9 protein-coding genes, 1 tRNA gene and 1 pseudogene are annotated in these 13,826 nt (G+C 33.1%); 4 read left to right on the forward strand and 7 right to left on the reverse strand.

Annotated elements, in window-relative coordinates:
- Together AACQ49_RS18145 and AACQ49_RS18150 are read left to right on the forward strand one after the other, a co-directional pair.
- Positions 1–306, forward strand: a pseudogene (locus tag AACQ49_RS18145) (hypothetical protein); the annotation flags it as partial.
- Between the two features lie 1,753 nt (positions 307–2,059).
- Positions 2,060–2,362, forward strand: coding sequence for a helix-turn-helix domain-containing protein (locus AACQ49_RS18150; protein ID WP_004243781.1), 303 nt, complete (start codon positions 2,060–2,062; stop codon positions 2,360–2,362).
- A gap of 573 nt (positions 2,363–2,935) precedes the next feature.
- Here AACQ49_RS18150 and phsC read toward each other — a convergent pair.
- The 6 genes from phsC to AACQ49_RS18180 all read right to left on the reverse strand — a co-directional run bounded on the left by phsC (position 2,936) and on the right by AACQ49_RS18180 (position 9,481).
- Entirely contained in the window at positions 2,936–3,703 is a 768-nt protein-coding gene (phsC, locus tag AACQ49_RS18155; protein ID WP_004248413.1) for a thiosulfate reductase cytochrome B subunit, read from the reverse strand.
- A complete protein-coding gene (locus tag AACQ49_RS18160) occupies positions 3,700–4,278 on the reverse strand; it encodes a 4Fe-4S dicluster domain-containing protein (RefSeq protein ID WP_161778822.1) in 579 nt (192 codons plus the stop codon). Before AACQ49_RS18160 ends, phsC begins: the two co-directional genes overlap by 4 nt.
- A 14-nt stretch (positions 4,279–4,292) precedes the next feature.
- Positions 4,293–6,572, reverse strand: a complete 2,280-nt coding sequence (phsA, locus tag AACQ49_RS18165) for a thiosulfate reductase PhsA (RefSeq protein ID WP_161778823.1) — start codon at positions 6,570–6,572, stop codon at positions 4,293–4,295.
- 781 nt (positions 6,573–7,353) lie between these two features.
- Entirely contained in the window at positions 7,354–8,157 is an 804-nt protein-coding gene (locus tag AACQ49_RS18170; RefSeq protein ID WP_161735714.1) for a sulfite exporter TauE/SafE family protein, read from the reverse strand.
- Positions 8,158–8,385: 228 nt separating this feature from the next.
- A tRNA-Arg gene (locus AACQ49_RS18175) sits at positions 8,386–8,460 on the reverse strand.
- Positions 8,461–8,785: 325 nt separating this feature from the next.
- Complete coding sequence (locus AACQ49_RS18180; RefSeq protein WP_036907782.1) at positions 8,786–9,481, reverse strand: type 1 fimbrial protein; 696 nt, start codon at positions 9,479–9,481, stop codon at positions 8,786–8,788.
- Between the two features lie 1,321 nt (positions 9,482–10,802).
- Here AACQ49_RS18180 and mlaA point away from each other — a divergent pair.
- Positions 10,803–11,546 (forward strand): phospholipid-binding lipoprotein MlaA, encoded by a 744-nt coding sequence (gene mlaA, locus AACQ49_RS18185; protein ID WP_004248410.1) that lies wholly within the window; start codon positions 10,803–10,805, stop codon positions 11,544–11,546.
- A 75-nt stretch (positions 11,547–11,621) separates the two neighbouring features.
- Here mlaA and fadL read toward each other — a convergent pair whose 3' ends face one another.
- On the reverse strand, positions 11,622–12,983 hold the full coding sequence (fadL, locus tag AACQ49_RS18190) for a long-chain fatty acid transporter FadL (protein WP_017627979.1): 1,362 nt from the start codon (positions 12,981–12,983) through the stop codon (positions 11,622–11,624).
- A 345-nt stretch (positions 12,984–13,328) separates the two neighbouring features.
- Between fadL and AACQ49_RS18195 the strand changes: the two genes are divergently transcribed.
- Positions 13,329–13,625: a YfcZ/YiiS family protein gene (locus AACQ49_RS18195; protein ID WP_004243769.1), complete on the forward strand. Its 297-nt coding sequence runs from the start codon at positions 13,329–13,331 to the stop codon at positions 13,623–13,625.
- Positions 13,626–13,826: the final 201 nt, after the last annotated feature.

A 13,826-nucleotide genomic window follows, 5' to 3' on the forward strand; every position in this document is an offset into this window, starting at 1 on the left:
GGTAGAGCATCTCCCTTACAAGGAGGAGGTCGTTGGTTCGAGCCCAATACCGCCCACCACTTCTTTTTATATCATTCGATAAAAATTCCTTTATTATTCCTTATCCTTATCCTTATCCTTATCCTTATCCTTATCTATTATCCTTATCTATTATCCTTATCTATTATCCATAGCGCTCATTTTGTATTCAGGACGTCTGTTACTAGACTACATCGACCTATCTATCTATCTATCTATCTATCTATCTACTTGGTGGTTTTATATCGAGCTGTGATCCCTGTTCTGTTCTCCTATTTATCGTTCTGAATTATTTTTGTGCTATCAGGGGTTGATTACCGACTTATTTACCCTACTAGTAGTGTTAAAAGATTGATGATGAAATGATTATTTAAAAGGATTAGCAAAATTACTGAGAGAAATAGCTAAGATGATACTTTTATTGAGTGCACATAGGTTATTTAATTGCTTATAAGATAGTTTAAAAATAGCAACGTCAAGGATATTCATTTTTTATCGCCTTGATATAGATAAGATTTTTAAATTAATTTTAAAAAAAAGTATTTTTTTATTATTAGTTAATTATACGTATTATGGTTTTTATATGGGTTAAAATAAAAATAATTCAAAATTATCCTTTACAGTAAACACCCTTAATATTTTTATGTGGTTTGTAACCAAATTATCTTTTTAATTAAAAATTATTATGTGTTTTTTCTGAAATATCGTTTTTTTGGTGCTATTTTTTGAACAAAATTTTTATATTAATTTGTTGATTTTAAACGTTTATTTTAATTATTGATTTTTATCAAATCGCTATCCTTATGAATTCAAAAGAAAATGATCTATGCCAATAAACGACATTTTCATTTGTTTAGATGTTGTCTTAAAGGGGGAAATTCCTTTTTTACACGAAAAAAGAGAAAATTGTGTATATAGCAGAAAGATAAATTATATAAAAATATTAATGTTTGCAGAGAGGCAAAAATACACTTTATAAGAAATAAGTATTTACACTTAGGATTAAAGGATTATCTAATTTTGAATTTTTAACAAAATGAGATCATTGTTAAATGGTCATTTAACAGCTTAATATAGCAAATATTTATCCTAAGTTACAATAACTGATAAGAAGTTCTTTTGTTTAAATATGTGGTTTGCGGAAGGTGGCAAAAAGCTATGCTGGCATGTTTTTAGTAGAACATTAGATGTTCTATAAATTAAGAAATGTATTATAACCATATGATATAAAATAGTTTTTATCATTTATTCTTCTTTTTATGGTCTTTTTCTATTTGGATTATCTTTAATAAGAGAACAAGAAAAAATATAAATAAATAATAATCCATAATGGAAATTATAATTCAAATTATAGTAAATAATAATTGGAAATTTATTTAAATTTAATAAGTACTCTAACGCTAAGTGTTTATGCTTATATAAATTAATTAACAAATGTTTAAAATTAGAACGAGTTCTATTACTTTATGAAAATTATGTAACTAATTGTTTCTATTGGTTTTAATCTGTGTCATTTTGTATTAATTAGAATTTATTGAGATTGCTCAATATTTTTTGTAAAAATGTAAAAAATGTTCTATTAACGAGGTTAATTCACAAATTTAAATAAATTAGACTGAAATTTATTGATTATTTTTTTATCAATTTGATATATTTATTCGTAAATTATTGCATTGATAGAATATAAATCTAATACATGAGTAATTCTAAAGATAAAAAAAGACTATATTTATATTTAATATATTATAAACTATTGATTAATATTGGATTTGTGACTTCTCCTAGGTATTAATAACTAGTGAGAGTAAAGGTGTTAGTTATTATTGTCATTTTTTGACTGGTTGAAAGTGTTTAAATGCGTAGTATATTATTTACATATGATAAGTGTTGTTATGAATTGTAATACTCTTATCAAGTCAAAATATTATTTTAATAAAATTAAAAAAGGTGCCCATGATATTATATTTTTTCATATATTATTAATGATGGCCCGCACTATTATAAATTAGATATCAATCAAAGTGAAAAGCGAGAACATATTATGAGTAACAAGTATCCAGTTGCTTACGCTGTTGGACAAAAAATAAAATCATTAAGAAAATCTCAAGGTTATACCGTATTTCAGTTAGCAAAAGAAATCGATATTAGTGAACAGCAATTATTTCGCTACGAACGCGGAGTTAATCGTATCGACATTGATTGCTTAGTTAAAGTCCTTGATGTGTTAGGCATTAATATAGGTAACTTCTTTGAAGATGTTATGGGGGGTATGGTTGATGTTCCTGAGAATAATGAACAACATATCCCAGCTCATTTCGACAATAAGGCTCTTTCTATTTTCTGATTGTAAGCTTTTAATTAGAAAGTTAGCTAGTATACAAATAATTAGATAAATAAGATGATTCTTATGAGAGTGTTAATCTAATTATTTAATAATAAGAATTATCTTATTATTAATTTATGCCTTGAATCTAAATAAAATGCCCTTAATGGGCATTTTTATTTTTTAACAGTAATAAGAATATCTAAATTATTCCATTAGTATAATAATATTGACTGTTACCTATAACATATCTTTTTTGTTGCTATTTCTACTATTATTTATGACTAAAATTTTTTATATAAAAGATTGGTTAATTATATTTTTTAATATATAAAAAATTTCAGTAAAAATAAAATTAAAACTAGCTAGTTCAAAAAACACTAATTTAGTAGAATATCATCATAAAAAGATTCATTTTTAGAAAATTAAGCTATATCAATTTTGTTCTGTTAATAATAAATAAAAAAATCGTAGTGAATAGGAGAATAATCTGTATTTTTACGTATCAGTGATCTTAGCTAAAAATACCAATACGTAAAAATGCCTGCTCGATAAGCAGGCATGAGGATATTAATAATTATCAACAAGGGATAATCAATTTTTTGTTGTTGTGCTTTCACCATGTTTTTGATGTCGATGATGCCCATCAATCATGCTGTGGAATGTTTGTGTAAAGGTATCGCCTAAAGTACATAAGTAGAAGTGTGCACAAATAAACATGAGTGCAACGATGCCTAATATAAAGTGTACTTTTAACATCCAATAGCCATAACCTAAGACTTCAGGGTATAAGCATAGTACGCCTGTGATAAGAAGTAGTGGAACTAACCCAAACATAACACCTAAGTAAGCAAGTTGTTGGAGAGGGTTAAATTTATCTGTTGCAGTCGCGGCAAAAGGATGTGGTTCACCTTTCATAATACCATAAAGATAAAAGCGAGCTTGCTTGATACAGCGTCCAATTAATCCTTGCGGTCTGACTTTGTAATGTACACCATTATTTGTGGTTAGGTTAATTACAACAAAACCTATCCAAAAAGCGATGAGAATAAAACCACAGATTTTATGTAGTAGTACCATCGATGGAACATTACCGATAGAAAAATGGCCTAACAATCCACTGATTAATAGAAGAATGAACAGTAAGGCATTACCCCAATGCCAAAAACGAATGGCTTTAGAGTATAAGTAAACACGCTCTTCTTCATAGTGACCACTTTGCTTAGGTGCCAGTGCATAACGTAAAAAACCATGTAGCACCAATATGGCTATCATGGCGACAATGATCAAACCTGCTGCAATTAACCATACAGGCCAGTAATCTGGCGTATAATAGAGTTCGGCTCCCCAGATACTTGTCATGCTTTATCTCCCTGATGGATCTCTTTACGGCGGAATAAATTTGGTTTTCCGACATTATCTAATTGGTATTGATAAACGGATTTCTGTTTGATCCAAGTTTGGATCTCGGGTGAGTCAATGCGACCAAATGCCAATGCATCAGTTGGGCATACCGTTACACAAGCAGGTAACTCACCTTCTGTTAGTCGAGTATCAGCACAGAAATTACATTTATCAGCAATGTGTGTTAATGGATTGATATATCGAACGTGATAAGGACAAGCACCAACACAGTAATCACAGCCAATACAGAGCTCTTTTTTAACCTGTACAATGCCATTTTCATCAATAAATGAAGCACCTGTAGGGCAGACAGAAACGCAAGGCGCATCTTCACAATGTTGACAGGAAACTCGGAAAAATTGGTAATGTGGATCTCCTGCCTCATCATTATGAGGGCCTTGAATTTGTACTTGTAGTCGGCTGTATCCTTCAGGAATATCATTGATGACTTTACATGCTACGGTACAAGCTTGGCAGCCAATGCAACGTTTTTCATCGTGTAGCATGACAAATTGTTTAGAGTTGCTATTCATCGTTATTTTTTTCCTTAAGCCAGACTAATTTTGACGCCTGAAGTATGTACATCAGTGCCTGAAACAGGGCTAATTTCATGAGGTAATAAACTACTGCAGTGGATCCCATTTGTGGTTGCTGGCGTTTTTTCGCCGGTCTTAGAGCCTGAACCCATATAGACAAACACTGTGTCAGGACGAATACCTGTGGTAATTAAGGCATGGGCTTTCTCTTTGCCTACGCTATTTTCTAAAATGATCTCATCACCATGCTTAATTCCATGACTTTTTGCAGTATCAGGATGTAACCAGACAGGATTTTTCCACATTAGCTCTGCTAATAAAGGTACATATTGAGTCGCGCCATTGGTATGTACTGCGACTTTTCCTTGAATAAAATAGAGTTCATCTTTTTGTTTTAATGGGAAGTTATGGAAACGAGGAATACCATAATTCTCTAATAGACTTTCTAACTCTTCCGAATAGATCTCAATAAGACCACTTGGTGATTTAAAAGAAAGAGATTTTTCCATCATATTGTTACTATCAACATGTTTGATAGCATCTGGGTATTGTGCAACAAAGGCTTTTACATAGGATGGTTCACGTAAAAGTAGCGGAATACCATAAGATAAATAGCCTTTTTGGTGGATCTCTTTATAGAGATTTTCATCCCCTTTAACTTGATAAAGTTGACGAACTCCCATGTTTTCCCAAGGAAAATAACTCGCTAATCCCAGTTTTTTTCCTAATTCCATCCAAATTAACCAACTTGGTTTGGTATCACCAATAGGTTCGACAACTTGTTGTCTTAATGCATAAGCAGGATTTAAACCAGAGACATCAGAAATCTCTTCATCTCTTTCTAAATAAGTGCTTTCTGGTAACAGATAATCTGCATAAGATGCACTTTCACTTAAATACACATCACAACTGACAATTAAGTCGAGTTTTTGGGCTGTTTTTTCTAGATCAGGTCGGCAACTTACTGTTTGAAATGGATTATGGCGTGACATAATCCAAGCTTTGGTTTGGTAAGGTACACCATGGAGTGTGGAGTCAATGATAGATTGAACAATACCGCCGCCTTTATTGATATATTTAAATTGAGGCGCTGTAGCATCGACTCGTTTTGCCGTAATTTTAGGCATGCCTTTAACGGTTGGTTTAGCTAATTCAGGGGCAACGTCGATGCCCGCTAATTTATTATATTTTGCAGCAGCTTTCTTTTGATACATGCCACCTTCACGTTCAATATTTCCCAGTAGGGCGTTGAAGGTGAAGATCATTCTGCGCATATTAATTTCATCTTTATTAAAGGTTGCGCGATGGCCTGGCATGACTAATGCGTGAGGAGCTTTAGCTGCAATTTCGCGTGTTATGCGAATAATATCTTTTGCGGGAACATCAGAGTGAGCTTGTGCCCATTCAGGCGTGGTATCTTGTAATACTTCCACCAATTGAGGGAAACCGACAGTAAATTTTTCTATAAAATCTTTATCATAAAGATTTTCTTTTACCATAATATGACACATGGCCATTAGAACAGGTAAGTCGCCACCTGGTCGGATAGCAAACCACTCATTGGCTTTACTGGAAACAACGGATAATCGAGGATCAAAACTGACTAATTTTGCACCACGCTCTTGTGCCGTCATTAATTCATAGGTTTCTGCAACTTCAATTCCTTCATAAAGATTATGACCAAAAGAAAGAATATATTTAGAATTTGCGAGATCCATTTTTAAATCACCACCCATCATTACCGATGCAGCAATGGCTTTGCCCGCAGGACAAGTTGATGCATGCGTAAAGGTGTTTGGTGACCCAAATGCCGCCGCTAAATGAAATAAATGAGAGGAAAGAGAGCCTGATTTTGATGAGAAAAAGATACTTTCAGCACCATAATGTTGTTTGATGCTTGCCATCTTTTCGGCAATTTCTGTATAAGCTTGTTCCCAGCTAATAACTTCCCATTCTCCGGTACCTCTAGGGCCTTTGCGTTTCATGGGCTTTACAATGCGTTTCGGATCATAAATAAGGCTAACACCACTGCCTCCTCTCGCACAGACTCGAGTTTTTTGATGTGGTGAATTTCGGTTACCTTGGATAAAGACAGTTTTGTTATTAACAACCTGAGCTTCTATAGGACAACGGTAAGAACACATCTCACACAAACTTGGTGTTAATTTAGACTGACCCTTAAGAGATGTTACTGGATTAAGTGCGAGGGCCCCTGGTGGCAAACTTCCCACCGTACAACCAACACATCCTATACCCATCCCCTTAATAAAAGAACGACGACTAATACTCATATAACCTCCAGTTTCTTCTTATAGCTAAATATTATATACAGTTGGTTAAATAAATATTTGATGGTGTCTTCAATTTATTCATTAATAAGTGATGAGTTAGTTGGAAATAATAAATAATAGCAACAAAGAAGTTAATAAATATCATAAAATAATTTAACAAATAGAGACAAAATAAAATGATAATTATTTTCTTCTAAGGCATTAGTTAGGATCTGGTTATTGTTAAAAGAAATGAATTAAGAGTTTTATAAAAAAATAACCATGCCTTTAATATTCATATGGTTATGGGAATGATTTATTCTTTTAAAGTGTATCTATAATATATTATTAAGGTAAGAAAAAATATTGATATAATTTCCAATCGATATATATTTTTATATATATCGGTGAGGGGTTTAATTGTAATTAAATTGTTATTAAAATAAAGACTAAATAAGTTTTTTAATTTTCTTAAGCTAAAGAAGCTATTTTATTATATTTGCTATAATGTCTTATTTTAATAATGAAATATCTATAAAAGATAGAATTAAATGTCAATTAAGATTTAATTTATCCAAGAGGTAGATAATTATGCCATCATAAAAAAGATAAGATAAATTATAATATATTATTCATTATGTATAATTTTTAATTAATTATATTAATGGTTATTGGGTTGTGTCTAGGGTGTCAAAATACGCTACTATTAAGTCGAGTAAATGTAACAATTTCACTTTTGTGTGAAATATTAAAGGCAATACAGATAGATAAGAATTGCCTTGTTCAGAGGTATGTTAGCGGGTTAGTTCAGCATAACGACTAACACCAATATCAATAACAGCGGATAAACTCTCGCATGCCATTTATCCGGTATACGTGATAAAAAACGTTCAGCTATTTTTAATCCTATCCATGTACTACAGATTAGAATAACGGCTGCTTTTATCCAAATATAGCCAACAAATCCAGCGCTATCCTCTAACGGGGTAGTGAAAGACAATAAGATATAAGTGAGTGTTGCCGTTAATGCTAAAGGGAATGTCAATGTGTTTGCCATTGCAGCCGATTGAGTCATTGACATACCTCTACGGCGTAATAAAGGTACGGTCATAACACTTCCACCTACACCTAAAAAAGCTGCAATAATGCCAATAATAGTGCCAGTTAACGCTTCTTTTTTGTTGGTTACTTTTTGTATTTCTTTGCGTGGCGCCATAAATCCGGGGCGAAAATAGCAATCTAAGATAGTCAGAAATAGATAACCAATAAAAATCCATCGGATCCATTCACCTTGGACGGTTGAGGCAAGTAAGGCACCGAAGATCCCACCGAATGCAATCCCCCAAAATAAGATCATAATTAATTTCCAATCTATTTTTTTCGCCTTATGGTGTTTTAGGGTCGTAATAATAGCGGAAAACAGCATAATGAGCGCAGAGGTAGCCACAGCAATTTGCATAGCATGTTCACCCGCTAAGCTATCACCCGCCCAAAGTGTAAGAATCAGAGTATAGAGTAGGGGCACAGTAACAAAACCACCGCCAAAACCAAATAACCATGTAGTAATACCTGAAATTAAGCCAAAAGAGATCAGCCAAAGTATCATTTAAATTCTCCTGTCCATAACAGGTGATATAAGCTACCGAATATAGATTTGATTTACTTCTGTCGTGCAGACAGTGAAATAGGAATTTAGGCCAAATTATCGACAATAAAGGTTATTATTTTTGATAAGGCTTTATTAAATCACCAAACTCTCATTGGGTGTTGTTAATAAAGAACCTATTCTTTATAGCAAGAATAAGCAGTGGGTAAAATGATAGGTTGTTATAATTGGCGTTCCCTACAGGAATCGAACCTGTAACTAGCCCTTAGGAGGGGCTCGTTATATCCATTTAACTAAGGGAACATTTTGCGAGAGGGTGCTTAACTGTTTCTCAGTGTCCGTATAGTACCGTTTTTGTGGTGGAGGGATCAAGGTATTTAGTCATTGAGTTAGCAAGGTTTATTTTGTAATCAATGATAATACTGTCTTAATCGCTATTTCTATATTTTTATATGTTACAGTAGATCGAAATAAAAATGATAAATATAAAATTAGTAGGTTAATTGAATGAGTCATAAAAAATAAAAACAATAAACGGGAGGGGAATGAAATAAAAAAGATCTCTACCCGTTTAATGTATACAAGCTAATAGCTTGTTAATATAGTGAGAGTGGTTTTGTTAAATTTTTTAAACACCGAAAGAGAATGTTAATACGGCCTCACCAATAAAATCGAGTCCATTACTAATATCTATTGCTTTTTTAGCCAACTCATCACGAGAAAGAATAAATGTATGAGATGTTTTTCCTGGCATGAATTTTGTGGTAAAGATTTCACCTGAGACTAATTTAAGAGATGCGGCGGATACATTCTCTTGTTGCTCTGATGTCCACCCATGAATATTATTTTTAACTAAGACAGATTTCCCCAGTTCAGCTATTTTAGGTGTTGCTCGGCTTATAAAAGCCGTTTTTCCGTCAACAGTTGCATCTTTCCAATTAAAAAATGAAGCCCCAACTGCTTTATCTGGGTTGGCTTTATCAACTAAGCGAAACCAAGCACTATCATAACTAGTATTATAATCAAGATCTACATCACCATATGTGTCAGTAGGTATAAACGTCAAATAAGTTTTAGCATCACATTCAATACTGATGCTTGTTTCTGGTTTCATATCCACATATTGATAGTTTGAAGATTGTGGTATCAAGCTTGGTGATATGCGGCCATAGTCAAAGACAACTTCTGTATTGTTAGAACTATTGATTGTACAAGTTGGCGGTTTTATATCTCCATTGATTTGTAATTGAGCTGAAGGAGCTACAGCCAGTGCTGATGTTGATATAGCCGTAAATAAGGTAAAATAGAGAAAATTCTTTTTCATTTTACTCTTCCTTTTCGTGAATGAATAATGAATTATTAAATTAGAGGATTATGATACCCCTTTTAAATTATTATTTAAGTTTTAAAATTAAGTATTTTCTTTTATTTTAGTCTGTTTAATCAAATTATGATGTTATTGAAAATATTTTATTATTTTCATCTAATTTAGAATATCACAAAATGTTTTATTTAAAATGAATCGTAAAGCTATTGTTTGAATTTTTATCATAAAAGTATAATCATTTCGTTAATGGTTATATTGTTATTTCTGCCCATTTTAATAATGAGTAATGAAAATTTTAATGCTTTTTGATTTTATATGTAGTGGGGCATCAAAAAGAGATTATTAATAATAGCTTACTTATAATGTGATATTTATTACTCATTTTGTTTAAATGTTAAATTCAAAAACTAAATGTAATAGTAGCTTGCTCTATATAATCTAAATTCTTCAGGAATATCTATATTTTATTTAGAGGTTTTTTAATTTATTTATATATCAATAAATTACATTACTTTCTGCTCCTCTGGTTTCTAAAATTACACTAAAGTTTTTTCCATGTGTTAGCTTTATTTTCTACAAACAAATCTGAAACTGTAAATGTTAAAAAAGTATCTACATTACAGGATGTTTTAATATCGCTACGTTGAGAGCCTAATGCATACTTAGCATTTTCAGGAATAATTGATAGTGCATGTTGGTGGCTTGATATCTCGATTAATTTGTAACTTAGCTGAAGGTATCTGGTAAAACTTGATGATATAATGGGTCAGCAAGGAAAAATAGAGAAATTTTTCTTCATTATATCCTAATATCGAAAATGATAATTTAGCTATTGATAGCCTAATCATGATATCTTTATTTTATCTATTTATGACTATCTTTAATCTATTCTAATTTTGCTTATTATAATTAAAAAATATTGATAAATTATTTTTATGTTTTATTTGGATAGGGAAATTTGTATATGTATCTTTATGTTTTTTTATTTCTTGATATAAAATGGATAAAAATAACAAATAAAATAGCGTATTTTTTATATAGATAGATACTTTAAGGTAAGAAAATTCTTAGCTTGATTATTGCGAATTACTTCTTCTTTGAACTATGTAACTATAGGTGTTTTGCATAAAAAACAATCTCAAATATTTTTATCAATCGGGCATAGTTAGCTCTATTGGATAAAAATAAATCCCGAATGTTCTTATAAGATTAAAAACGAATAACAGTATCACTTATCGCCTATTGACAGTATTATATGTAAAGATGATGAATAGTGACCTATGCTCTGATTATCATAGGACAGTTAGCGGAGAACATTATGAAGTATCGCCTGTGCGGTGTTGCTCTTTTAGTAGCTTTACTTTCAGGATGTGCAAGCACACCTAACAATGGTGACAGTCGTTCTGATCCCTTGGAAGGGTTTAACCGCCAGATGTTTAATTTTAACTATTATGTTTTAGATCCTTACGTATTACGACCTGTAGCCGTAGTATGGCGTGATTATGTTCCACCACCAGCACGTAATGGACTATCGAATTTCTTAGGTAACCTTGAAGAGCCAGCAAGTATGCTAAATAGCATCTTACGTGGAGATTTTGAAAAAGGGGCTAAGCATTTCGGACGTTTTTGGATCAATACCGTATTTGGTATTGGTGGTTTAATCGATGTTGCAGGAATGTCTAGAGAATCAATGGAAAAAGAAGTTCCTGTAAGGTTTGGTAGTACGTTAGGGCATTATGGTGTGGGATATGGCCCTTATGTGGTATTACCGGGCTATGGCAGCTTTACAGTGCGAGAAGAGGGGGGCGATTGGGCTGATGCCACCTATCCAGTACTGAGTTACCTCACTTTCTGGATGTCTGCGGGTAAATGGGCCCTTGAAGGTATTGAAACGCGAGCTCAATTATTAGATTCAGATGCAATTTTACAAAACTCATCTGATCCATATTTAATGATGCGTGAAGCCTATTTCCAAAAAAATGATTTCGATGCTAATGGCGGGAAAACAGGTGAAAATCCAAACGCAAAAGCGATTGAAGATGATTTAGATTCTATCGATTAATCTGTTTATCTGGTTGTTTAAATAAAAAATGGTCTTTTTTAAGACCATTTTTTGTATTTAAAGTAGCAAATCAGCTTAGAAGCGATAGTTAAAGTTCATACCGTATAACCATGCTTTACCTGATGATTCAAATTCATAAGCCGGCAATGGTAAGCTTTCAGATAGCTTCTCTTTAATCGTCACTTTCTTACCGTGCATATAGGCTAAACCAACATCCACAGACATATCTTTATTAAATGCGTAGGTTGCCCCTGCACTTAACCAGAAGCGATCTTGGTCAGGGATCGAGATAGAGCGTTTATCCGCAGGAACAGGACTATCATCAAAGGCAATACCGGTGCGGAATGTCCAATTATCATCATGGTAATAAGTGGTTCCTAATGCAATACGCCATGCATCACGGAAGCCTTCTTCTTTGTTGAAGAGTTGTTGACCATCACTTTTACGTGTTGCTCTTAACTCTTTAAACTCACTCCAACTGGTATAAGCTAAATTATAATGGACAGCCCATTTAGGGGCGACACGGTGGTAAGCGGCAAATTCCCAAATCTCCGGTAGGTTAAGGTCTAATTTACCTTTGATGGTGTCTCCATTAGTACCAATCACTCCCATACCTTCTAGTGCGGGTAATGAGCGGATATCACTTTGATAATCACCATCTTTAAATTTCACTTTTACTTTAGAGCGATAAGTGAAGCTGATACGGTTATCTTCATCAAACTCATATAATAAACCGGCGTTCCAGCCAAAGCCCCAAGCATCCCCTTTTAATTGTGCAAAACGATCACTTGGCGATAAGCTTGATAAATAACGGCCTAATCCCTGATAGTTAGTATCTGGATGTTGAGATAAGGTACCACCCAATAGCTTACCGGCTTCACCTACATGGCGGGTAATTTCAGCATCAGCATAGAGCGCATTTAAGCCTAAACCGACACTAAATTGTTTATTAACTCGATAACCTGCACTTAAATTTAAGTTCATGGTTTTTAAATCAGTTTTTCCGCCAATTAAACCTGCTGGGTAATCTTTTTTAAAGTCGGTAGCTAAACCAAAGTTAGTAGTACCTGATGCACCAATTGCCCATTTATCGTTGATAGGCGCAACAAAGTGAATATTGGGGACTAAAGCACTTGGGGCGATATCGCCGGCATTAGTGCTGGCGCCAGAGAGTGGAGATTTACCTTTAATATCAACACTGGGATTAATATGGATAGCACCAACGGAAAACTCAGGACGATCAAACATGGTCAATGCGGCAGGGTTTCGACTACCTACACTCGCATCATCTGCAATAACGCCTTCTCCTGAAAAAGCACGACCTAGTGCTGAAGTTGAATATTCATTTAACTGAAAACCGGCAGCGCTTGCATAAGAGGAAAGTGTTCCTACAATGGCAGCGAGAGCTGTGCGAGTAAACAGGTTTTTACGGTTCATGACCTAAACCCTCATAATTTTTTTAAATAAGTAACTTCTGATTAGAAGCGCTGGATTTTAGGTGCGGTTGTCGTTATGACAAATCAGACCAGTTGCTTAAGTATAAAGATGAATAGTGGTAATGTTGCAAGTTTGTTTTATATATATTTCCAATTTGATTTAAAATTTGGGATTTAGTTAACATTAATTTTACATTAAATGCCAATAAAGATGGTTTTGTTTATTAAACAAACAGTAAAATCAATTTTTTTTGTAAAATTGTAGGTTAATTTGAGCTAACGCAGGTTATTTTATTTTTTTGCTATTATGATAGATAATTAACACTTCTTTTGTTGGGAGACTAAAATGGCAGACGCAATTAATCGTTGTAATGCAGAAGAAACAGCTGCTTGTTGTTGTGTTGATGTTGGTACTATTATCGACAACAAAAATTGTACCGCATCTTATCAGCACGTTTTTGCCGATAAGGCTCAAGCTGAAGCGATGTTAAATGAGCTAACAGCTAAAGCTAATGCCACTGCATCTGAACCTTGCCAAATTAAACATCAATTTGCTGATGTTGAAGGTGGCGTTCAATTAACCGCTGATTTTACTTTCTCTTGTGAAGCAGAAAATCTGATCTTCCAATTAGGATTACGTTAATCCTTTGAAATTAAACTTCTTCAAGGCTATTGAAATTCAGTAGCCTTTTTTATTTTTTATCATTATTTATTCCTTCCTTTTATTGTTTTCTTCGAGTTACAGCTAATTGAATGAAATAATGAGCGCTAACTCCCACTTCTTATAAAATGATGTTTCTGATAAGTGAAAATTTTGTTAACTCTATTAATCAGGTCAGACCTC

The organism is Proteus sp. G2675 (genome assembly GCF_963886535.1).
GTDB lineage: Bacteria > Pseudomonadota > Gammaproteobacteria > Enterobacterales > Enterobacteriaceae > Proteus > Proteus mirabilis.